The sequence below is a fragment of the Amnibacterium kyonggiense genome (assembly GCF_004364555.1).
In the GTDB taxonomy this organism is placed as follows: domain Bacteria; phylum Actinomycetota; class Actinomycetes; order Actinomycetales; family Microbacteriaceae; genus Amnibacterium; species Amnibacterium kyonggiense.
The window spans coordinates 214465-235687 of the sequence record NZ_SOAM01000001.1; the positions used below are offsets into that span (position 1 = coordinate 214465).

18 protein-coding genes are annotated in these 21223 nt (G+C 72.7%); 11 read left to right on the forward strand and 7 right to left on the reverse strand.

Features of this window, described 5'->3' with window-relative positions; translation table 11 throughout:
* Positions 1-117: 117 nt before the first annotated feature.
* Both CLV52_RS01200 and CLV52_RS01205 read left to right on the forward strand, forming a co-directional pair.
* Positions 118-1230: a zinc-binding dehydrogenase gene (locus tag CLV52_RS01200; RefSeq protein WP_133764098.1), complete on the forward strand. Its 1113-nt coding sequence runs from the start codon at positions 118-120 to the stop codon at positions 1228-1230.
* 11 nt (positions 1231-1241) lie between these two features.
* A complete protein-coding gene (locus CLV52_RS01205; RefSeq protein ID WP_133764100.1) occupies positions 1242-3020 on the forward strand; it encodes a dihydroxy-acid dehydratase in 1779 nt (592 codons plus the stop codon).
* A gap of 66 nt (positions 3021-3086) precedes the next feature.
* Here CLV52_RS01205 and CLV52_RS01210 read toward each other — a convergent pair whose 3' ends face one another.
* A complete protein-coding gene (locus tag CLV52_RS01210) occupies positions 3087-4187 on the reverse strand; it encodes an endo-1,4-beta-xylanase (protein WP_133764102.1) in 1101 nt (366 codons plus the stop codon).
* 224 nt (positions 4188-4411) lie between these two features.
* On the opposite strand from CLV52_RS01210, the gene CLV52_RS01215 reads away from it, so the two are divergent.
* Genes CLV52_RS01215 through CLV52_RS01225 form a run of 3 tightly spaced genes read left to right on the forward strand, consistent with a single transcriptional unit; the run spans position 4412 to position 7061 of the window.
* Positions 4412-5293, forward strand: a complete 882-nt coding sequence (locus CLV52_RS01215; protein ID WP_246017876.1) for a fumarylacetoacetate hydrolase family protein — start codon at positions 4412-4414, stop codon at positions 5291-5293.
* The gene (locus CLV52_RS01220) at positions 5290-6741 is read left to right on the forward strand and encodes an aldehyde dehydrogenase (NADP(+)) (protein WP_133764104.1); all 1452 of its coding nucleotides are present in this window, start codon (positions 5290-5292) and stop codon (positions 6739-6741) included. Before CLV52_RS01215 ends, CLV52_RS01220 begins: the two co-directional genes overlap by 4 nt.
* 50 nt (positions 6742-6791) lie before the next feature.
* Positions 6792-7061: a hypothetical protein gene (locus CLV52_RS01225; protein ID WP_133764106.1), complete on the forward strand. Its 270-nt coding sequence runs from the start codon at positions 6792-6794 to the stop codon at positions 7059-7061.
* On the opposite strand, the gene CLV52_RS01230 is transcribed toward CLV52_RS01225, so the two are convergent.
* From CLV52_RS01230 to CLV52_RS01240, 3 genes are all read right to left on the reverse strand, one after another.
* A complete protein-coding gene (locus CLV52_RS01230; protein ID WP_133764108.1) occupies positions 7049-7909 on the reverse strand; it encodes an SMP-30/gluconolactonase/LRE family protein in 861 nt (286 codons plus the stop codon). The genes CLV52_RS01225 and CLV52_RS01230 overlap by 13 nt on opposite strands.
* Positions 7910-8009: 100 nt before the next feature.
* A complete protein-coding gene (gene add / locus CLV52_RS01235; RefSeq protein ID WP_133764110.1) occupies positions 8010-9041 on the reverse strand; it encodes an adenosine deaminase in 1032 nt (343 codons plus the stop codon).
* 47 nt (positions 9042-9088) lie between these two features.
* The gene (locus CLV52_RS01240; RefSeq protein WP_133764112.1) at positions 9089-10258 is read right to left on the reverse strand and encodes a hypothetical protein; all 1170 of its coding nucleotides are present in this window, start codon (positions 10256-10258) and stop codon (positions 9089-9091) included.
* A gap of 279 nt (positions 10259-10537) precedes the next feature.
* On the opposite strand from CLV52_RS01240, the gene CLV52_RS01245 reads away from it, so the two are divergent.
* From CLV52_RS01245 to CLV52_RS01270, 6 genes are all read left to right on the forward strand, one after another.
* Positions 10538-11482 (forward strand): sulfite exporter TauE/SafE family protein, encoded by a 945-nt coding sequence (locus CLV52_RS01245; protein ID WP_133764114.1) that lies wholly within the window; start codon positions 10538-10540, stop codon positions 11480-11482.
* The gene (cysC, locus tag CLV52_RS01250; protein WP_246017881.1) at positions 11475-12659 is read left to right on the forward strand and encodes an adenylyl-sulfate kinase; all 1185 of its coding nucleotides are present in this window, start codon (positions 11475-11477) and stop codon (positions 12657-12659) included. The genes CLV52_RS01245 and cysC overlap by 8 nt, the downstream gene beginning before the upstream one ends.
* Positions 12656-13423, forward strand: a complete 768-nt coding sequence (locus CLV52_RS01255; RefSeq protein ID WP_133764116.1) for a 3'(2'),5'-bisphosphate nucleotidase CysQ — start codon at positions 12656-12658, stop codon at positions 13421-13423. The genes cysC and CLV52_RS01255 overlap by 4 nt, the downstream gene beginning before the upstream one ends.
* Positions 13420-14340, forward strand: coding sequence for a sulfate adenylyltransferase subunit CysD (gene cysD / locus CLV52_RS01260; RefSeq protein WP_211342581.1), 921 nt, complete (start codon positions 13420-13422; stop codon positions 14338-14340). The genes CLV52_RS01255 and cysD overlap by 4 nt, the downstream gene beginning before the upstream one ends.
* Entirely contained in the window at positions 14340-15602 is a 1263-nt protein-coding gene (locus tag CLV52_RS01265) for a sulfate adenylyltransferase subunit 1 (protein WP_133764118.1), read from the forward strand. Before cysD ends, CLV52_RS01265 begins: the two co-directional genes overlap by 1 nt.
* Before the next feature lie 211 nt (positions 15603-15813).
* The gene (locus CLV52_RS01270; RefSeq protein WP_133764121.1) at positions 15814-17307 is read left to right on the forward strand and encodes an MFS transporter; all 1494 of its coding nucleotides are present in this window, start codon (positions 15814-15816) and stop codon (positions 17305-17307) included.
* A 136-nt stretch (positions 17308-17443) separates the two neighbouring features.
* Here the strand turns inward: CLV52_RS01270 and CLV52_RS01275 are convergent, their stop codons facing one another.
* The 3 genes from CLV52_RS01275 to CLV52_RS18225 all read right to left on the reverse strand — a co-directional run bounded on the left by CLV52_RS01275 (position 17444) and on the right by CLV52_RS18225 (position 21030).
* On the reverse strand, positions 17444-19051 hold the full coding sequence (locus CLV52_RS01275) for a DHA2 family efflux MFS transporter permease subunit (protein ID WP_133764123.1): 1608 nt from the start codon (positions 19049-19051) through the stop codon (positions 17444-17446).
* A 1049-nt stretch (positions 19052-20100) separates the two neighbouring features.
* Positions 20101-20313, reverse strand: coding sequence for an RNA-binding S4 domain-containing protein (locus tag CLV52_RS01285; RefSeq protein WP_133764125.1), 213 nt, complete (start codon positions 20311-20313; stop codon positions 20101-20103).
* Positions 20314-20805: 492 nt separating this feature from the next.
* Positions 20806-21030, reverse strand: a complete 225-nt coding sequence (locus CLV52_RS18225; RefSeq protein ID WP_162850666.1) for a hypothetical protein — start codon at positions 21028-21030, stop codon at positions 20806-20808.
* Between the last annotated feature and the right edge of the window lie 193 nt (positions 21031-21223).

The following is a 21223-nucleotide window of genomic DNA, read 5'->3' on the forward strand; positions in this document are numbered from 1 at the left end:
GCTGCGCGTGGCAGGCTCGACGCTTCGACCACCGCGCCGCCGCGGGGGTGCGGCCGCCCCGCACATCCACGGTCCGGCCGGGACGAAGGAGGCGATGAGCGTGGACGAGGACCGCCGATGAGGGCCGCCGTCCTCCGCGTGCCCGGCGAGCCGCTCGGCGTCGAGGACGTCGAGCTCGATGAGCCCGGTCCCGGCGAGGTGCGCGTGCGGATCGAGGCGGCAGGCGTCTGCCACAGCGACCTCCACTACATGACCGGCGACCTGCCGGCGCGGCTGCCCATCGTCGTCGGGCACGAGGGCGCGGGCATCGTCGAGGCGCTCGGGCCCGGCGCCGGCGCCCGTGTCGCGGTCGGTGACCGGGTCGCGCTGCTCTGGCGCCCGCGCTGCGGCGAGTGCGACGCGTGCGTCCGCGGCAACCCCGTCCTCTGCCGGTACGGGCGGGTGTTCGCGCAGACGAACGGGCTCGTCGACGGCACGACGCGGTTGCACCGGCCCGACGGGCGGGGCGGTGACGAGCGGATCCACCACCTGATGGGCGTCTCCTGCTTCGCGGAGCGGGTCGTCGTGTCCGAGACGAGTGCGACCCGCGTGCCCGACGGGGTGCCGCCCGAGGTCGCCGCGATCGCCGCCTGCGCGGTGATTACCGGCGTCGGCGCGGTGCTGAACGCGGTCGACTCCCCCGGCGGCCGCCCGCTCGCGGTCATCGGCGCCGGCGGCGTGGGTCTGGCCGCGGTGATGGGCGCGCACCTCGTCGGCGCCTCCCCGGTGATCGTCGTCGACCTCGATCCCGCCAAGCTCGAGCTCGCCCGGCGCTTCGGCGCGACCGAGGTGATCGACGCGGGCCGGGAGGACGTCGTCGCCCGCGTGCTCGAGCTGACGGGCGAGGGCGCGCCCTGGGTGATCGACGCGGTCGGCGCCCCCACGACCATGCAGCAGGGCGTGGCCTCGCTCGCGCCGGAGGGGACGCTCGTCGCGATCGGGCTGTCGCGCGCCGACGCGACCTTCCCGGTGCCGATCAACGAGCTGGTGCAGCGGCAGAAGCGGATCGTCGGGTCGCTCTACGGCTCGAGCAGCCCGCGGATCGACCTGCCGCGGATCTTCGCCCTGTACCTGTCGGGTCGGCTGCCGCTCGACGAGCTGATCGGGACGCGGCGGCCGCTCGATCAGGTGAACGAGGCGTACACGGAGCTGCGGCAGGGCGCCGCGGGCCGCGGCATCCTGGTGCCGTAGGAGGGGATCGCATGGTTGCGGAGAACATCGGCGGGCGCTCGGAGCAGCGGCTGCGGAGCGACGACTGGTACGGGTACGGCGACGGGGACGGCCGGGACGGGTACATCCATCGCGCCTGGATGCGGCGGGGCTACCCGGAGGACGCGTTCGACGGGAAGCGGCCGCAGATCGCGATCGCGAACACCGCGAGCGACCTCACGCCCTGCAACATGCACCTCGACGAGGTCATGCAGTCGGTGAAGCTCGGGGTCGCTTCGGCGGGCGGCATCGGCCTCGACCTCCCCGTCGTCTCCCTCGGGGAGACGCTGGTCAAGCCGACGGCGATGCTCTGGCGCAACATGGCCGCGATGGCGATGGAGGAGATGTTCCGCGCCAACCCCATCGACGGCCTGGTCCTGCTCGGCGGGTGCGACAAGACCATCCCCGCCCTGCTCATGGCGGCCGCGTCGGTCGGGATCCCCGCCGTCGTGGTGCCGGGCGGCCCGATGATGAACGGGATGTACCGCGGGCAGCGGATGGGCTGCGGCACCGGCACCTGGCAGCTCAGCGAGGAGGTGCGGGCCGGCACCCTGTCGAAGGAGGCGTTCCTCGCCTCCGACCGCTCCATGATCCGCAGCAAGGGGCACTGCAACACCATGGGCACCGCGTCGACGATGGCGGTCATGGCCGAGGCGCTCGGGATGACCATCCCGGGCGTCGCGGGCACCCCCGCGCCGGACGCCCGACTGCTCGAGGCGTCGCAGGCGACCGGCCGGCTGATCGTCGACATGGTGCGCGAGGGCCGCACGATCGGCGACGTCATCACCCGCGGTTCGCTCCTCAATGCGATCACGGCGATCGCCGCCTGCGGCGGGTCGACGAACTCGGTCATCCACCTGATGGCGATCGCCGGCCGGCTCGGCATCGAGCTGACCCTGGACGACTTCGACGAGGTCGGTGCCCGGGTGCCGCTGCTCGTGAACCTGCAGCCGTCCGGCGCCTTCCTGATGGAGGACCTCTACAACGCCGGGGGCCTGCTCGCCGTGCTCGCGCAGGTGCGGGACCTCCTCGACCCGACGCCGATCACCGTCACCGGACGGCCGCTCGTCGAGTACCTCGACGAGCGGCCGATCTGGGACGGCGAGGTGATCGCCTCGCGCGAGGCGCCGCTGATCCCCGCCGCGACCGAGGACACCGCGGGCGCCGGCATCGCGGTGCTCCGCGGCAACCTCGCGCCGAACGGCGCGATCATCAAGCCGTCCGCCGCGTCCCCGCACCTGCTGCAGCACCGCGGCAAGGCGATCGTGTTCGACTCGATCGAGGACTTCCACGCCCGCGTGGACGACCCGGACCTCGACGTCACGCCCGACTCGGTGCTGATCCTGCGCGGCTGCGGCCCGGTGGGCTACCCGGGCATGCCGGAGGTGGCGAACCTCCCCCTGCCGCAGAAGATCCTGGCCGCCGGGGTGCGGGACATGGTCCGGATCAGCGACGGCCGCATGTCGGGGACGGCGTACGGCACGGTCGTCCTCCACGTCGCCCCGGAGGCGGCGGCGGGCGGCACGCTCGCGCTCGTGCAGGACGGGGACGAGATCGTGCTCGACGTGCCGAACCGGTCGATCGTGCTCGATGTGCCGGACGAGGAGCTCGCCCGCCGGCAGCCCTCCGCCGCGCTCGTGCAGGGCTACGCGACCGCGACCCGCGGCTGGGAGCGCCTGTACATCGACCACGTCCAGGGTGCGGACACGGGGGCCGACCTCGACTTCCTCCTGGGCGCGAGCGGCGGCGAGGTCTCCCGCGAGTCCCACTGAACGGGTTCACCGATACGGAGATCCGGCAGGCCGAATCTCCGTATCGGTGAATCCCGGCGGGCGGGTTCAGCGGCGCGGGACGCCGTTCGCGGTGCGCAGCACCGTCTGGAGCGACGTGTACTCCGGCTTCGCGACGAGGTGCTCGTCGTAGATGTCGGCCGCGCCCTCACCCGGGAAGACGCCCGGGATCCACGAGAACGCGTCCCCGAATCCCCACACCGTGTACGAGATGCAGGCCTTCACGAGGAGGCACGCCTGCAGCGTCTCGCTGTAGCCGGCCTTCTGCGCGGACAGCTCGACCGACGTGACGGGCAGGGTGGTGCGGACGTCGACCTCGGTCTCCGCCGTCTTCAGCCCGAGCTTCGCGAAGCGCTGCATGGTCGTCCGCAGGTCCGGGATGTCGTACTGCGTGTCGAGGTGCGTCTGGAAGCCGACGCCGTCGATCGGCACGCCCTTCTTCACGAGCCCCTTGACGAGGGCGTACGCACCGTCCTGCTTCGGGCCGCCGTACTCGATGTTGTAGTCGTTGTAGAACAGGAGCGCCTTCGGGTCGGCCTGGTGCGCCCAGCGGAACGCCTTCTCGATGTAGCTCGGCCCGATCTTCTGCAGCCAGAGGTTGTCGCGGAGCGTGCCGTCCTCGTTGAACGCCTCGTTCACGACGTCCCACTGCCAGATCCTCCCCTTGAAGTGCGTCATCTCGTCGAAGATGTGCTGCTTCAGGATCGCGGTCGCCTGCTTCGTCGTGAGGCTCGGCCCGATGTCCGTCAGCCACTGCGGCAGCTGGTTGTACCAGACGAGCGTGTGGCCGCGGACGAGCTGGTGGTGCTGCTTCGCGAAGCGGATCAGCTCGTCCGCCGCGGCGTAGTCGAACTTCCCCCGCTGGGGCTCGATCGCGTCCCACTTCATGACGTTCTCGGGCGTCACGGAGCTGAACTGGGAGGCGGCGATCTCGTCGTAGCGGGCGTTCGAGCCGAGCTGGTCGGTGTTGATCGCGGTGCCGATTCGGAGACCGGATCGCTGGGCGAGGGCGCGCAGCGATTGACCGCCGGTGCCCTCGGTCGCGGCGGAGGCGCTGAGCGCTCCCCCGGCGATGAGGGCGAGGGCGAGCGTCGTAGAGGCGGCGAGCGTGGCGGCCCGGCGTCGGCGGGCGGGCGGGTGGAGGGACATGACGTGCTCCTTGCAGTGGTCGACTTCATCGTGACCGGGGCCGACTTCGGCGGCGGTTGCCGAGAAGGAGAAACGTTTTCGCTCGCGGCTGCAACGGTTTCGGAGAGTTTCGACACCTTTCGACGCGACGCGCCGGAGGGCCAGGGCTCCCGGTGCGCGCTCGGCGCGGATGCGCGAGGCTGGGCGGGCCCGTGCGCCGCCGCCGGGCGGATCGGAGGTCGTCGGTGAGTCCCGATGCGGTGCCCGAAGGGGCGATCCGCCGTGCCCGCACGAGCGGCGGCGACCGCTGGGTCGTCCGCCGCGACGGCGTCGACCACCTCGTCGAGGGCGGCCTCGCCGACCTGCTCGCGCTGCCGCTCGAGGAGGCCCGCGTCCGCGTCGACGCGGCCCGGCCCGTCGACCACAGGTTCGCCGTCGTGGCGCCGGTGGACCTCCAGGAGGTCTGGGCGGCGGGCGTGACCTACGAGCGCAGCCGGGACGAGCGGATGGCCGAGTCGACGGAGGCGTCGATCTACGACCGGGTCTACGCCGCCGAGCGGCCCGAGCTGTTCTTCAAGGCGCCCGCCGGACGCGTCGTCGGTCCGGGCGAGCCGGTCGGCATCCGCGTCGACTCGGCGTGGGACGTGCCCGAGCCCGAGCTGGGGCTCGTGTTCACGAGCCGGGGCGAGCTCTTCGGCTACGTCCCGGGCAACGACATGTCGAGCCGCTCGATCGAGGGGGAGAACCCGCTCTACCTGCCGCAGGCGAAGGTCTACGAGGCGGCGTGCGCGCTCGGGCCGGCGATCGTCCCCGTGTGGGCGGTCGAGGGCCCGTTCGACATCCGGCTCGAGATCGAGCGCGACGACGCGATCGTGTTCGAGGGCACGACCTCGACGTCGTCGATCACCCGGACGGCGGAGGACCTGGGCGCATGGCTCTTCGCCTCAATGCCGTTCCCGCAGGGTGCGATCCTCCTGACCGGGACGGGGATCGTGCCACCGGAGTCGTTCACGCTCGCCGCGGGCGACGTCGTCCGCGTGACGGTCGACCGCGTCGGCGTGCTGGAGAACCCGGTCCGCGAGGTCGGTGTCGACCTCCGCGGCCGCGCAACGGGAGGACAGCGATGACCGACACGACCCCGGAGCAGCTCGACCGGGTCCTCGACGCGGCGGTCGCCGCGGCCGGCGTGCTGCGCGATCGGCCCCCGGCCGAGCGCGCGGGCTGGCTGCGCGCGGGCGCGGACGCCCTCGACGCGGCCGCCGACCGGCTGCTGCCGCTGGCGCAGGAGGAGAGCCGGCTGCCCCCGCCCCGTCTGACCGGCGAGCTCAAGCGGACGACGTTCCAGCTGCGGCTCTTCGCCGAGGAGATCGAGGCCGGGGCATACCTTCACGCCGTCATCGATCACGCCGATGCCGATTGGGGCATGGGTCCCCGCCCGGACCTGCGGCGCATGCTCGTGCCGCTCGGCCCGGTCGCCGTCTGGGCGGCCAGCAACTTCCCGTTCGCCTTCTCCGTCGCGGGTGGCGACACGGCGTCCGCGCTCGCGGCCGGCTGCCCGGTGGTCCTCGTCGCGCACCCGGGGCATCCGCGGCTGTCGCACGCGACGGCGGAGGTGCTCGTCGCCGCACTGGAGGGCGCGGGTGCCCCGGCCGGCGTGTTCGCGCTCGTCGAGGGGCAGGACACCGGCCGGGCGCTGATCACGGACGCCCGGATCACCGCCGGGGCGTTCACCGGCTCGCTCCGCGGCGGCCGCGCCCTGTTCGACCTCGCGAGCGGGCGGGAGACGCCGATCCCGTTCTACGGGGAGCTCGGCAGCACCAACCCGGCCTTCGTGACCGGCGGTGCCGCGGCCGCGCGGGCCGAGGAGATCGCGGCCGGGTTCGCCGGCTCGATGACGCTCGGCGTCGGGCAGTTCTGCACGAAGCCCGGGCTGCTGTTCGTGCCGGCCGACTCCGCGATCCCCGGGCTCGTGGTCGAGCGACTGCGCGACGTCGCGGGCGCGCCGATGCTGAACGACCGCATCCGCTCCGGGTACGGCTCGGCGCTCCGCACGCTCGCGTCGCACGAGGTCGTCGAGCTGCTCGAGGGGACCGTGGACCCCGACGACGATCCGACGCCGACCCTGCTGCGCACGAGCGCGGCGGAGGTGGTCGCCGACCCGCGACCGCTGACGGCGGAGGTCTTCGGCCCGGCCGCGCTCGTCGTCGAGTACGCGGACGACGAGGAGCTGCTCGCCGCCGCGCGGGCGCTCGACGGCCAGCTGACCGCGACCGTGCAGGCTGACCCGGACGACCAGGTCGTTCCCGCGCTCCTCGACGTGCTCGCCGAGCGTGCCGGGCGGGTCCTGTGGGGCGGCTGGCCGACGGGCGTCTCCGTGACGTACGCGCAGCAGCACGGCGGCCCCTACCCGGCGACGACCGCCGTCACCACGACGAGCGTGGGCACCGCGGCGATCGAGCGCTTCCTCCGCCCGGTCGCCTACCAGGACCTGCCGGAGGCGCTCCTCCCGGAGCCGCTGCAGGACGCGAACCCGTGGTCGGTGCCGCAGCGCGTGGACGGCGCCCTCCCCCGCTGACCTCCCGGATCCGCAGTTCTGCCGCGGATCCGCAAATCTCCCTCGACGGCATGGAGACGCACGCCGGTGCGGCCGCGGTGGAGCGCGATCACGTCCGCGACGCGACGATCGCGCAGTTCGGCACGCCGCCGCTCCGCTTCACGCAGAACCAGGCGATCCGCGCGACGACCTGGGTCGTCGACGTCCTCGAGCGCGTGTGGCTCCGCGGATCCGCAGAAACGGCCCGACACGCCGCGCGTCGACCCGCCGAACGCGGCGTGTCGGCTGAGAAGTGCGGATCCGCGACGGAACTGCGGATCCGGGAGGGTCAGCCGGCGTAGGCGTGCTGTCGCGCCCCGCGGACCCCGGTCTCCAGGGCGAAGACCGAGCCCGCCTCCGGCTCCGCGTGCTCCTCGCCCCAGCCGTCGCGGGAGGTGGTGATGTACAGCGTGGACCGGTCGACGCCGCCGAACGCCGGGCAGGTGACGTCGCGCGTGGGCACCTCGACGACCTCCGTCGGCGTGCCGTCGGCGTCGAAGCGCCGCACCGCCCAGCCGCCGTACATGGCGACCCAGAGGCCGCCCTCCTCGTCGATGGTCATCCCGTCCGGGTGCCCCTGCTCCTCCGACAGGTCGATGAACGGCTCACGGTCGTGGAAGGTCCCGTCGGACCCGTCGTAGTGGAACCGCCACACCGTGTCGGTGGGGGTGTCGACGTAGAACGCGGTGCCGCCGTCGGCCGACCACTGCAGCCCGTTCGAGATGGTCACGTCCCGGAGCACGGGCGTGACGGAGCGGTCGGCGTCCAGCCGGTAGACCGTGCCGCGACCGGTCGCCGCGTCGTAGGCCATCGAGCCGACGAGGAGGCGCCCCTGCGGATCGCAGCCGCCCTCGTTCATGCGGACCGTGGCGTCCTCGAACACGGGGAGGTCCTCGCCCGTCGGCGCGAGGTCGTCGTCGAGGAACCGGAAGCCGCGCTCGACCGCGAGCACGTACCCGCCGGCGTCGCGGCGGCGGATCACGGCGGCGATCCCGCCGAACTCGTGCCGCGCGGGCACGAGGTCCGGTCCGAGCTCGACGACGGCGCCCGCGAGCATGTCCACGAGCAGCACGCGGCCACGGGGCTCGTCCCAGAACACGCCCTCGCCGTGGAACGTGCAGCGGTCCGTCACCCTGGTCGCCCTGCTCATCGCAGCCCCCTCGTCCTCGACCCGCCGGTGCGCCGTGCAGGCGCGGGGCCGTCCGGCAGCCAAGCACAGCAGGATGCGAGCCGCGCCCGCGGCCGCCGGCTCAGGAGCGCTCGGGCGCGGCCGCGCGCGACGCGACGGCCTCGTCGAGCAGCGCCGTCAGCGCGCGCCGCTCGGCCTCGTCCACGAACGCGGCGTCGAAGGAGTTCCGCGCGAGCGTCTCGAGCTGCGCCTCGGTGGCGCCCGCGGCGCGGAGGGCCTCGAGGTTCGCGTCGACCTGACCGCCGAAGTACGCCGGGTCGTCGCTGCTGACGGTCACGCGCGCGCCCAGCTCGAGCATGGCGAACAGCGGGTGGTCCTCCATCCGCGGCACCGCACGGAGGGCGACGTTCGAGAGCGGGCACACCGTCAGGGCGATCCTCTCGTCGACGATCCGGGCCATGAGCTCGGCGTCCTCCATCGCCCGCAGCCCGTGGTCGATCCGCTCGACGTGCAGGACGTCGAGGGCCTCGCGCACGTAGTCGGGTCCGCCCTCCTCGCCCGCGTGCGCGACGAGTCGCAGCCCGTCCGCCGCCGCACGCGCGAACACGTCCCGGAACAGGGAGGGCGGCCAGCCGACCTCGGCGGAGTCGAGGCCGACGCCGATGAAGTGCTCGCGGAACGGCAAGACCGCGTCGAGCGTCGCCTCCGCGGCCTCCGCGCCGAGATCGCGGGTGAAGCACACGATCAGGTCGCACGACATGCCGGTCGCGCGCGCCTCGGCGAACGCCGATCCGAAGCCGCGCATCACCGCCTCGACCGGCACGCCGCGCTGCAGGTGCACCATCGGGTCGATGAACGACTCCGCGCGGACGACCCCCGCGGCGCGGGCGGCGCGCAGGTAGGCCGCGCCGAGCTCGTGGAAGTCCTCCTCCGTCCGCAGCACGGCCAGGTCGCCGTCCCGCCGGTCCAGGAAGGACTGGAGGTCCACGAACTCCGGCTCCGGGTCGGTGCCGTCGAAGGCGGTCCCGAACCCGTTGAGGCGCGCGAAGGACCGCAGCAGGTCCGGGCCGAGCGCCCCCTCGACGTGCAGGTGCAGCTCGGCGACGGGCAGCGGTACGCGTGCGGTGGTCCCAGGACGCGGATCGGAGGGCATCCGGGCATGATCGTCGCCGCCCGTGTCGGGGATGTTTCCGAGCGCGATCAGCGCGACCGCAGCCGCTCCCGGGTCCGCGTGACGAGCCGCCGCGCGGTGTAGGTCACGAGCTCGCGGGTGCCGACGCCGTTCAGGTCGGCGGGCGCCCGCCCGGTGATCGAGTCGAAGCGGGGCATGCCGTGCGCCGACGCGGTCATCATGCCGACGAGCAGCTCGGCGGCCGCGTCGATGCTCACCGTGGAGGGGTCCTCGACGGTCGGCACGGGCGCACGCGACGGCGCCACCAGGGCGTCGAGGTCGCCGACGGTCCGCACGCCGGCGTCCCGGACACCGGCCACCATGTCCGCCATCAGCTCCCCCGCCCGGTCGGCGGCCCACTGCGGCACCTCGATGCGCTGGTCGGAGCGCAGCAGCTCGGGGTGCTCGCGCAGCGCGCGGATGGCGCCGAATTCGATGAGCACGGCCTGCACGTCGGCGCTCGATCCCGGCAGGCTGTGGAAGCGCTCGTTGAAGCGCCGGACGACCTCGGCGAGCGGGTGGCTGAGGGACACGTTGTCCGACTTCGGGTCCGGCACGAGCGTGCCGTCCGGGAGGCCGGTGAGCGTCTCGAAGGTGCGGAGGACGAAGTCCCGCGGCGCGTCCGCGAGCGACACGACCGTCACCCGCTCCGGTCCGACGAGCGTCGCCCACCGCCGCGCGAGCGCGTCGACCCGGGTCTTCTGCCAGAACTCGGGCTGGGAGCCGTGCAGCGTGTCCTCGCGCAGCAGCATCGACTCGAGCCACTTCGGGTAGGAGGTCCGCGAACCGGTCTGCACGTACTGCTGCCAGGAGGACGACAGCATGTCGACGAGGGGTCGCATGGTGATGACCACGTGGGTGCGGCCCGCGCCGAACGCGTCGATCACGTCCTTCGCGCGCGCGTCGTTCGCCCGGGCGAAGGTCTCGCTCGAGATCACCACCATCCGCGCGGTCGATCCGTTCACCTCGTCGACGAGCTTCGGCCAGGCCTCGAGCCCCGAGTGGTGACCCGCGATGCGGCGGCCGAGGGCGACCGCGCCGGCGGCGGCGCGAGGCTGGGAACCCCTGCCCGCGTAGTGCACGCCGTGGGCCGCGAGCGCCTCGCGGTTGTGGTGGAACCCGCTCTGCAGGCTGGTCGTCCCCGTCTTCGCGGGGCCGATGTGGAGGAGTCGGGTGCCGTCGGGCAGCGGTTCGGTCATCGGGATCCTCCAGTGGTCGGGCCGGGATCGTGTCGTCGTGCCGAGGTCGCGTCGGGCAGCCGATCGGACGACCATCGGTCCCTGCAGTGCACCTGACCGCGGTATGCGCACACCATGAACGCGGCGGCACGTCGCCGTGCGGCGCACCCCATTGTTCATCTTCTTGCCATGTATCCACCGCCCGTCGGCGCGTCGTCTCGCGTCCGGCGGCGCCCGTCGTGTTGCGTCGTGTGGTCCGCGGGCAGACCCGAGCCGCAGGACGCACTCGAGGAGCACGCGATGGATGTGAACCCGGCGATGGCCGTCGTGGGTCTCGCCATCGGCACCCTCGTCGGCCTGACGGGCATGGGCGGCGGCGCCCTCATGACCCCCGTGCTCGTCTTCTTCTTCGGCGTCGACGCGCTGGCGGCGATCTCGAGCGACCTCGTCATCAGCCTCTTCATGAAGCCGTTCGGCGGGGTCGTGCACCTGGTCAAGCGCACGGTCGACCTGCGGCTCGTCGGCCTGCTCATGATCGGCAGCGTCCCGGCGGCGTTCCTCGGCGCGCTCAGCACCGCGCTCCTCCCCGGGGATCACGTGCAGTCGGTCCTCCTGGTGCTCCTCGGCTGCGCGCTCCTCCTGGCGTCCGCCGGCCTGATCGCGCGGGCGTGGATGCAGATGACGCGGGCGGGCGCACCGCTCGGCGAGGGCGCGGCGCGGCTGAGCCGCCCCCCGATGAAGCTCCGTCCCGCGTCGACGATCGCCCTCGGCGCGGTCGCCGGACTCATCGTCGGACTCACCTCCGTCGGCGCCGGCTCGATCGTCATCGTCGCGCTGCTCCTCCTGCACCCGGCGCTGAAGGCGTCCCAGCTCGTCGGCACCGACCTCGTGCAGGCGGTGCCGCTCGTCGCGTCCGCGGCGCTCGGCCACGCGCTGTTCGGGCAGGTGGACCTCGGCGTCGCCGGCTCCGTCCTGATCGGCGCGATCCCGGGCGTGCTGCTCGGCGCCTGGCTGTCCTCCCGCGCGCCGGGCGGCGTCATCCGCCGCGTGCTGGCGGTGCTGCTGATGGCGAGCGGGCTGAAGCTGATCGGCACGCCGACGCCCGTCGTGATCGCGGCCGGCGTCGGCGCCGTCGTGCTCGGGAACGTGCTCTGGATCGCCCTGCGGCACCGCTACAGCCCGACGCTCCGGGCGAGACGGGCGGCCGAGGTCCAGGAGGCCGGTGCGGGGGCGACGCGTGACTGAGCGCGCGGTCGCCGGAGCCGACCTCGACCTCCTCGAGCTCGCGCTGATGCTCGGTCTGCGGCTCCCCGGTGCCGAGGCGGGCGTCCTCACCGACGCGGAGCGCACGCCGATCGCGCGGATCGAGCCCGACGGGTCCGTCAGTGCGCTGCGTCCCCTCGCGCCGCGGCCGGAGCTGCGCGGCGCGGCCGCGCCGGCGCTCCCGCTCCGTCGACCGGGGGTCGGCGCGCTCGTCTTCGACGACCTGCCGACCCGCGACCAGGTCGGTCTCGCCGACGCGGCCGGCGGCGAGCTCGTCTGGATCGCGCTCACGGGTCGCGAGCGTGACCGCATCCCCGCCGGCGCGCTGCTCGCCGCCGTGGAGGCCGCGGCCTCCGCGTGGTCGGCGCGGACCGGACGGCCCGCGTCCGTCGTGCCCCTGCCCTGGTCGCTCGACGCGCGGCCGACGCTGCTGCCCGCGCCCCAAGAACTCGTCGGCGGCGGCGACGCGCTCGCCGGCTGGATCGCGGAGGCGCTCGGAGTCGAGACCGCGCTCGTGCTCGGCGAGACCGACGGGCACCGCGCGCTGCGCGGGCTCGAGGAGGACGCGGCGCACACCGCGCGGGCGCTGCTGCCCGCCGCGGTGCAGCCCTTCCGCCGGGGTGCGCCGGACCGCGGACTCGTCGTGCTCCTGAGCGGGCTGTCGGGGTCGGGCAAGTCGACGATCGCGCGCGCGCTCGCGGCGGCGCTCGAGGCCGACGGCACGACCGTCTCCGTCCTCGACGGCGACGAGGTGCGGCAGCTGCTCTCCGCCGGGCTCGGGTTCGACGCGGAGGGCCGGGCGCTCAACGTGCGGCGGATCGGCTGGGTCGCGGCCGAGATCGCGCGGGCCGGCGGCACCGCGATCGCCGCGCCGATCGCGCCCTTCGCGGCGGGGCGCGCCGAGATGCGACGGATGGTGGAGGAGCGGGGCGGCCGCTTCGTGCTCGTGCACGTGGCGACGCCGCTCGGGGTCTGCGAGGCCCGCGACCGGAAGGGCCTCTACGCAGCCGCGCGGGCGGGACGCATCGCCGACTTCACGGGCATCTCCTCGCCGTACGAGACACCGCTCGACGCCGACGTGACGGTGGACACCGCCGTCGCCTCGGTCGAGGAGGCGGTCGCCGCGGTGCGCGCGGCCGTGGAAGGAGGCGCCCGATGACGACGGACGACACGGCCCTGGCCGGGGAGCTGGCCCGATCGGCGGTCGCGCTCCTGCAGGAGCTGCGCGCGGGGAGCCCCCTGGAGGGCACCGCGCTGAAGGACGCGGGCGACGCCGCGAGCGAGCGGTTCCTCGCCGAGCGGTTCCGGTCGGCGAGGCCCGGCGACGCCGTGCTGTCGGAGGAGGCGGTCGACGACCCGGCGCGCCTGACCGCGGACCGCGTCTGGATCGTCGACCCGCTCGACGGCACGCGCGAGTTCTCGGAGGGGCGCGACGACTGGGCGGTGCACGTCGCGCTCTGGGAGCGGGGACTCGGTCTCACCGCCGGCGCCGTCGCCACGCCGACCGGCACCCGGACCACCGGCGACGCGGCACCCGGCGACGCCGGGCTCGCCGAGGCGCTGGACGGCCTCCGGCGGCTGCGGCTCGCGGTGAGCCGCAGCCGGCCGCCCGCGCTCGTCGGCGGCCTCCTGAACCTGCTCCGCGCCGAGGCGGTGCCGATGGGCTCGGCCGGGGTGAAGACCCTCGCCGTCGTCAGCGGCGCCGCGGACGCCTACGTGCACGCGGGCGGCCAGTACGAGTGGGACTCGGCGGCGCCCGTCGCCGTCGCCCGTGCCGCCGGCCTCCACACGAGCCGGATCGACGGCAGCCCGCTCGAGTACAACCGGGCGGACCCGCTCCTGCCCGACCTCGTCGTCTGCCCGCCCGCCCTCGCGGACCGGCTGCTCGGCGCCATCGCCACCGTCCTGGAAGGGGAGGCGTGACCCCCATCACCCGCAGCATCTCGTACGCGCTGTCGACCCTGCGCGCGCTCGAGGCCGAGAGCATCGCGATCATCCGGGAGGTGGCCGCGGAGATGCAGCGGCCGTGCCTCCTGTTCTCGGGCGGCAAGGACTCCGTCGTGCTGTCCTACCTCGCCCGCAAGGCGTTCGCCCCCGCCCGCGTGCCGTTCCCGATCATGCACGTGGACACCGGCCTGAACTTCCCCGAGGTCCTCGCCTTCCGCGACCGCTGGGTCGCGGAGCAGGAGCTGCGGCTCGTCGTCGCCTCCGTGCCGGACGCGATGGCGCGCGGGCTGGTGCAGGAGGAGCCGAGCGGCTCCCGGAACCGCATCCAGACCCCCGTGCTGCTGGAGGCCGCCGAGGCGAACGGCTTCGACGCCCTGTTCGGCGGAGCGCGGCGCGACGAGGAGAAGGCCCGGGCCAAGGAACGCGTGTTCTCCTTCCGGGACGAGTTCGGCCAGTGGGACCCGAAGGACCAGCGGCCGGAGGTCTGGTCGCTCTACAACGGCCGGGTGCACCAGGGCGAGTCCATCCGGGTGTTCCCGCTGTCGAACTGGACCGAGCTCGACATCTGGAACTACATCGCGGAGGAGGACATCCCCCTCCCCTCGCTCTACTACGCGGCCGACCGGGAGGTCGTCGAGCGGGCCGGGATGCTCTACGCGGTCAATGGGTTCGTGCCGCTGCGGGACGGGGAGACGAGCGCCGTCCGGCGCGTCCGCTACCGCACCATGGGCGACGCGAACCTGACCGCGGCGGTCGAGTCCGACGCCGCCGACGTGCGCGCCGTGGTCGCCGAGATCGCGACCGCGCGGGTCACCGAGCGCGGCGCGACGCGCGGCGACGACCGGGTGAGCGAGGCCGCCATGGAGGACCGCAAGAAGGAGGGGTACTTCTGATGGCCGATCTGGTCCGATTCGCCACGGCGGGCAGCGTCGACGACGGCAAGAGCACGCTCATCGGGCGCCTGCTGCTCGACAGCAAGTCGCTGTTCGACGACCACCTCGAGACGGTCGAGCGGGTCAGCCGCGAACGCGGCGACGACTACACCGACCTCGCCCTGCTCACCGACGGCCTGCGGGCCGAGCGGGAGCAGGGCATCACGATCGACGTCGCCTACCGCTACTTCGCGACGCCCAAGCGGAAGTTCATCGTCGCGGACACCCCGGGGCACGTGCAGTACACGCGGAACATGGTCACCGGCGCCTCGACGGCGGACGTGGCCCTGATCCTCGTCGACGCGCGCAAGGGCGTCTCGGAGCAGTCGCGGCGGCACGCGTTCCTCGCGAGCCTCCTCGGCGTGCCGCACCTCGTGCTGCTCGTGAACAAGATGGACCTCGTCGACTGGGACGAGGGCGTCTTCGACGCGATCAGCGAGGAGTTCGCCGAGTTCGCCAGCCGGCTCCGCATCCACGACCTCACCTTCATCCCGGTGTCCGCGCTGCACGGCGACAACGTCGTCGACCGCAGCGCCAACACGCCCTGGTACGGGGGCAGCACCCTCCTCGGGCACCTCGAGCGGCTGCACGTCTCGTCCGACCGGAACCTCGTCGACGTGCGCTTCCCCGTCCAGTACGTCATCCGCCCGCAGTCCTCGAGCACCGTGGACTACCGCGGGTTCGCGGGCACGGTCGCGTCCGGCGTGCTGAAGCCCGGTGACCGGGTCACGGTGCTGCCGAGCGGGTTCGAGTCCACGATCGCCGCGATCGACGGCCCGACGGGACCGGTCGAGGAGGCGTACCCCCCGATGTCCGTCGTCGTCCGCCTCGCCGACGAGATCGACGTGAGCCGCGGCGACATGATCTGCCGGCCGCAGAACTCGGCGACCGCGACGCAGGACCTCGACGCGCAGATCTGCTGGATGGACGAGCGCGCGCCGCTGACGGCCGGCCGGGTCTACGCCGTGAAGCACACGACGCGGTGGGCGCGCGCGAAGGTCCGGGAGGTCGCCTACCGGGTCGACGTCAACACGCTGCACCGGGACGCCGAGGCGACGCAGCTCGGCCTCAACGAGATCGGACGGGTGCGGCTGCGCACGACGTCGCCCCTCTTCGTCGACGCCTACCAGGACAACCGCGCGACGGGGTCGTTCATCCTCGTGGACGAGTCGACGAACCGCACCGTCGCGGCCGGGATGATCACGGGATCCCACGGGGCCTGACGACCTTCGTGCCAGGGGCGCCCCGCGATCGCGGGACGCCCCTGGCGTCGTTCACCGGCCCGACGCGCTCTGCCCTCGCGCGCTCGGACGACGTGCTCCGCCGCCTCGACCGCGGCCGCCTGTGCGCAGCGTCTTGCACTGGATCGAACACTGTTCTAAATTCTCGAACACCGTCCGAGAATCGGACGCCGTTCGAGAGTGAGGTCCTCCCATGAGCGCTTCGACGATCATCACCGCACCCCGCACACCCCAGACGCTCCGCGCCGCCGCCGTCCCGCTGGCCGCGCTGTGCCTGGCCTTCTTCGTCGAGATGGTCGACAACACGCTGCTCGGGATCGCGCTGCCGACGATCGGTCGCGCACTGGACAGCGGGACCACCGGGCTGCAGTGGGTGACCGGGGCCTACTCGCTCACCTTCGGCGGCCTGCTGCTGACCGCGGGCTCCGCCGCCGACCGCTTCGGGCGTCGGCGGGTGCTGCTGACCGGGCTGGCGGCGTTCGGGCTGATCAGCCTCCTCGTCGTGCTCGTCACGAGCATCGGCCAGCTGATCGCCCTCCGTGCGGCGCTCGGCCTCGCGGCCGCCGCCATGGCGCCCGTGACGATGTCGCTGATCTTCCGGCTCTTCGAGGACGAGAAGCTGCGCATGCGCGCGATCACGATCGTGATGGTCGTCGGCATGTCCGGCTTCGTCCTCGGCCCGCTGCTCGGCGGCACGATCCTCAGCAGCTTCAGCTGGCAGTGGCTCCTCGTGATCAACGCGCCGATCGCGCTGATCGCCTGGATCGGCGTGCGCATCGGCGTGCCGGCGGACCACCGCGCGGACCTGACGTCCGACCGGCTCGACCTGCCCGGCGCCGCCCTGACCGTCGTCGCGATCGGCCTCGGCTGCTACACCCTCACGAGCGGCGTGCAGGCCGGCTGGCTCTCGCCGATCACGATCGCCTGCGGGGTCGCGACCGTCGCGGCGATCGCCGCCTTCATCCTGCGGGAGCGCCGGGCGGCGGTCCCGATGCTCGACCTCGCGCTCCTGCGCACCGGCCCCGTCCGCGGCGCCGCGCTCACCCAGCTCGGGGCGAACGTGGCGTTCGCCGCCGTGATGTTCGCGCTGATCCTGCACTTCCAGGACGCGTACGGGTGGAGCCCGCTGCGCGCCGGCCTCGCGAACCTGCCGTTCATCGTCACGATGATCGCGGCGACCCCGATCGCGGAAGGGCTCGCCGGCCGCCTCGGTCACCGGATCGCCTGCCTCGTCGGCACGGGCTTCCTCGTCGGAGCGCTCCTCGGCATGGCTTGGGCGGTGGACGAGGGCTACGTCGCGATCGCCGTGATGATGGTCCTGCTCACGATCGGGCTGCGGACCATCCTCACCGTCTGCGCCGTCGCGCTCGTCGCAGCGATGCCCGCGAACCGCACGTCGATCGGCGCCGCGCTGAACGACACGGCGCAGGAGATCGGGACCAGCCTCGGCACGGCCGTGGTCGGGACCCTGATCGCCCTCCTCGTCACGAACGCGCTGCCCACGGGGGCCTGGAGCCCCGCACTGATCGCCTCGTACTTCACGGGCGAGCGGATCGTGTTCATCGCCGTCGCCGTGCTGACCGGCGTGATCGCCACGATCGGCTCGCTCACGCTGACCGACTCCCGCGCCACCGAGGAGGCGACTCCCGCCGACGAGCCCGTCGGAGCCGCGGTGCCGCAGCGCTGAGTCCAGCGGACCTGCAGCACGCGAGCAGGCCGGACGTACTCCAGCAGGCCGGAATCGCGCTCGGCAGCCTGCCGAAGCGGATCCGGCCTGCTCAGGTGCGGGCGTACGACCGAACCCGTCGGGTCGGCCGACCGCGTCAGGCGGCCGGGACGTCGACTCCGGCGGTCGGCTCGGGGCGAACGGTCCGAGCCGGCGACAGTGAGAAGGACGCGAGCAGCCCGATGACGAGGAACGCCGCGGCGGTGTAGGCGGCGAAGGCGGTGGAGTCCGAGAACGCGGCTCGGGCGGCCGCCGCCACCGCCCGTGTGGCGCCGTTCGCCTCCAGCCCGGCGATCGCGGTGCCCGCACTGTTCACGACGGCGTCCACCAGCGGCGCGCTCGCGCCACGAGGCAGGCCCGCGTCGTCGAGGCGCCTCTGCAGGACCGCCTGCGCTCCGCTGTAGAGGACCGTCCCGAGCACCGCGACGCCGAGTGCGGAGCCGATCTGCCGCGCCGTGCTCGTGATCCCGGAGCCCGCGCCGGACTGCTGCACGGGGACGTCCACCAGTACGACGGAGGTCAGCTGCGCGGTCGCGAGGCCCACGCCGACGCCGTACACGAAGAGGCACGGCACGAGCCAGCCCCAGCCCTGGTCGGGCTGCACCGCGACGCCCGCCAGCGCGACGCCGACGATCTCCAGGACCAGGCCGATGCGGACGACCGTGATCGGCTGCAGCTTGCCGCTCGTCGCTGCGGCGGCGCCGCTGGCGGCGAACGAGCCGACGGCGAGCGCGAGCAGGACCAGCCCGGTCTGCAGGGCCGTAAGCCCCTCGACGTTCTGGAGCCAGATCGGCAGGGCGAGGATGATCCCGAACTCCCCCAGGCTGACCGCGACGGCGACCAGGTTGCCGTTGCGGAAGCTGCGGATGCGCAGCAGGCGGAAGTCGACGAGGTTCGCGCGGCCGGCGCGGATGCGCGCCCGACCGCGCACGATGAAGGCGCCGAGCACGAGGATCCCGAGCGCGAACGCGACCGGGATCGGGGAGAGCGCGAACGGCCAGGACCACGACCCGATCGCGAAGCGCGACGCCGTCGCCCACCAGCCGTACTCGCGCCCCTCAATGAGACCGAAGACGATCGCGCCGAATCCCGCCGCGACGAGGAGCGCGCCGACCACGTCCAGGGCACCGGCCCGCTCGGCGCGCGACTCGCGGACGAAGAGGAGCGTGCCCACGACGATCGCGACGCAGATCGGCAGGTTGATGCCGAACGCCCAGCGCCAGGAGAACGCGGTGGTGAGCCACCCGCCGAGCAGCGGGCCGACCGCCGCCATCCCGCCGATCGTCGAACCCCACACGGCGAACGCGATCCCGCGCTCCCTCCCCGTGAAGGTCGCGTTGATGAGCGACAGGCTCGTCGGCAGGACCATGGCGCCGCCGACGCCCTGCAGCACCCGGCTGCCGATCAGGAGGGGGCCGGAGGGCGACGTCGCCGCGATCACCGACGCGATCGCGAACAGCGTCGCGCCGATCACGAGCATCCGCCGCCGGCCGATCCGGTCCGCGATCACGCCGAACACGAGGAGGGTCGCGGCGAAGACGAGCGTGTAGGACTCCTGCACCCACTGCACCTCGGTGGACGACAGGTCGAGGTCGCGCACGATGTACGGCACCGCGACGTTGACGATCGTCGAGTCCACGACGATCAGGGCGACGCCGAGACTGATCGCGATGAGGCCGAACCACCGCGCCCGCTGCTGATCCATGCGAACTCCTTCGGTCACCGAACTGTACGACGACCGACCCGAAGTGCGCTGCGAGCGCTGCGGCGCGACGCCGACGCGGACCCGCTCGACGCCGACCTCGACGGGGGCGGCGTCCGGCCCGAGGCCGAGCTCGCGACGACGATCGCGGGCGACCCGGCACGAGCACCCGAGGAGGTCCCGATCGGCACGGAGTCGTTGACGCACGGAGCGGAGGGCGTGGGATTCGAACTAGAAAACCGGCGTGTCGGCACTTCGCGCTGGTCTGCACAACATCGATTTGATCAGGGAATACGCCCTGAACGCTTCTCGATGCGTTGCACTGGATCGCACAGAAGTGTGGGCAAATTGTGGGCAGAACGAGGGCTCGCAAGCGGCAGTGTCGCTCGTCGGGAGCGCTGCGCCCGGCACGGCTGGTGATTCGATCCGCCGTCTGGGGGCTAAACCGATCGCCTACGACGAAGGGTTGATCGAGCGCATCCACGCCGCGGCGCCCGCGGGGGTGGATCTCGCGCTCGATGTCGCCGGCAACGGCATCCTTCCCGAACTCATCGAACTGACGGGGTCTGCAGATCACGTCGTCACGGTGCCCGATTTCGCGGGAGCGCTCGCGCATGGGGTTGTTGTCGCGTTGGTGCCTGCGGGGGCGCCTGCTCGCGCCATTGCGCTGCGGCAGTGCTTCGTCGCGATCGCGCTGATCGATGCCGTGGCGCTGGCGCTCGCGGTCGTGCCGCAGGGGCTCCCGGCATCCCAACTCGTGGTCACAATCGCGAGACCGCTGGTCGTCGTCGTCAAGGGTGGGGCGATCCTGGCGCGGCGGAATCGTCCCGGACCGCTGGATCGGGCGACGCCCACCAGGCGCGGGACCCAGGCGATCAGGTCGCGTGCGCGGCTCTCCCGGAGCACGTTGGCGGCGCCCGCTCGTGCAGTCTCCCGGCGGCGACTCCGGCTTGTTCCACCGGTCGCGCGACCTGATCTCGCCCGTCGAGCATCGAGGCAACCCACGCGCATCAGCGGATCGGAGGCACTCATCGAGGCTCCGACCTCGGCATTCAGCCCACCTCGACGAACTCGCCGCGCACCTCGACCTCATCGCCGTGGGTCAGCTGTCTGCCACGCCGGCGTTCAACTTCTCCATTCACACGCACCTGGCCGTTGGTGATTGCCTGCCGGGCGTCCGCACCCTGGTCGATCAGGTCGGCGAGCTTCAGAAACTGCCCTAGCCGGATGGAGTCGTCTCGGATCGAAACGGTTCGCCTGCTCACGATTTCTCACGCATGTCTGGCATTCTCCAGCACTCCTTGATCAACGCTGTCACGAAGAAGCCTCGAAGACCGTTGAGCTTCCCGTTCTTCGCGTATTGGGCCGAACCGAACCGCGACAGCACGATTCGAATTCGCGGGTTTTCAGGAGTAAGTGCGGGATCTCGCTCGATCGCAGGAGTTGTTTGACCAGGTCTTCCTCGTTCTCGCTCGATCACAGGAATACCTCAGAGATCGCGCTCAATCTGCGGGGGAAGTGCGGGATATGGATCGAGCGCGCCCCATCGAGAGCCTTGCCTGTGCTCATCACCAAGACCGGTCTGTTGCCGAACCCATCGGTGCAGGCCAGGGCGGCTCTCGAGGGATCTTGGGCATCTCGGCGCGCGGAGACATTGTGGCGATGCGACGTGTGATCGGCGACGGCGGCTGGTACTTCCTGATCGCACACATCGCGACGCTGCCCGAGCATCAGGCGCCAGCAACCTGCGGGTGGGGTCACTGGCGGCTGCGATTGAAGGCGCCGCAGTCCGGGCACTGAAACAGTCGCCCCGAGACCTCGATAACCGAGGTCATGCCTTCACAGATCGCGAACCCGCATCGCCAGCAGGTGAAGTCGATGTCTCCATCTCCGATCAGGATCGGCATGAGGCCGCCAGCGGAGGTCAGCACCACGTTCGAGCGCCTGGGACGAGTGATCAGCGGCAGAAGGGACACGCGCATGGGGGGAGCGTGTGCGCAGTCGTCCAAGATGCGTCCAAGGACGAACTCCTTCCGCCAATCACCTCTTCCTTGGTCTCGCGTCGATCACTCGCCGGTCCGGAGACACGTGCGTCCGAACGAGAACCCGCGCGCGGCGAGAGGGTCACCTGACCGGATTCACCGGGCGACGGTAAGAATCGGCACAGCCGGCCTG

Excerpts from the sequence above, each read along its gene's own strand:
- CLV52_RS01200 (WP_133764098.1), top strand. The coding sequence starts at position 118 with ATGAGGGCCGCCGTCCTCCGCGTGCCCGGCGAGCCGCTCGGCGTCGAG.
- CLV52_RS01205 (WP_133764100.1), top strand. The coding sequence starts at position 1,242 with ATGGTTGCGGAGAACATCGGCGGGCGCTCGGAGCAGCGGCTGCGGAGC.
- CLV52_RS01210 (WP_133764102.1), bottom strand. The coding sequence starts at position 4,187 with ATGTCCCTCCACCCGCCCGCCCGCCGACGCCGGGCCGCCACGCTCGCC.
- CLV52_RS01220 (WP_133764104.1), top strand. The coding sequence starts at position 5,290 with ATGACCGACACGACCCCGGAGCAGCTCGACCGGGTCCTCGACGCGGCG.
- CLV52_RS01225 (WP_133764106.1), top strand. The coding sequence starts at position 6,792 with ATGGAGACGCACGCCGGTGCGGCCGCGGTGGAGCGCGATCACGTCCGC.
- CLV52_RS01230 (WP_133764108.1), bottom strand. The coding sequence starts at position 7,909 with ATGAGCAGGGCGACCAGGGTGACGGACCGCTGCACGTTCCACGGCGAG.
- add (WP_133764110.1), bottom strand. The coding sequence starts at position 9,041 with ATGCCCTCCGATCCGCGTCCTGGGACCACCGCACGCGTACCGCTGCCC.
- CLV52_RS01240 (WP_133764112.1), bottom strand. The coding sequence starts at position 10,258 with ATGACCGAACCGCTGCCCGACGGCACCCGACTCCTCCACATCGGCCCC.
- CLV52_RS01245 (WP_133764114.1), top strand. The coding sequence starts at position 10,538 with ATGGATGTGAACCCGGCGATGGCCGTCGTGGGTCTCGCCATCGGCACC.
- CLV52_RS01255 (WP_133764116.1), top strand. The coding sequence starts at position 12,656 with ATGACGACGGACGACACGGCCCTGGCCGGGGAGCTGGCCCGATCGGCG.
- CLV52_RS01265 (WP_133764118.1), top strand. The coding sequence starts at position 14,340 with ATGGCCGATCTGGTCCGATTCGCCACGGCGGGCAGCGTCGACGACGGC.
- CLV52_RS01270 (WP_133764121.1), top strand. The coding sequence starts at position 15,814 with ATGAGCGCTTCGACGATCATCACCGCACCCCGCACACCCCAGACGCTC.
- CLV52_RS01275 (WP_133764123.1), bottom strand. The coding sequence starts at position 19,051 with ATGGATCAGCAGCGGGCGCGGTGGTTCGGCCTCATCGCGATCAGTCTC.
- CLV52_RS18225 (WP_162850666.1), bottom strand. The coding sequence starts at position 21,030 with ATGCGCGTGTCCCTTCTGCCGCTGATCACTCGTCCCAGGCGCTCGAAC.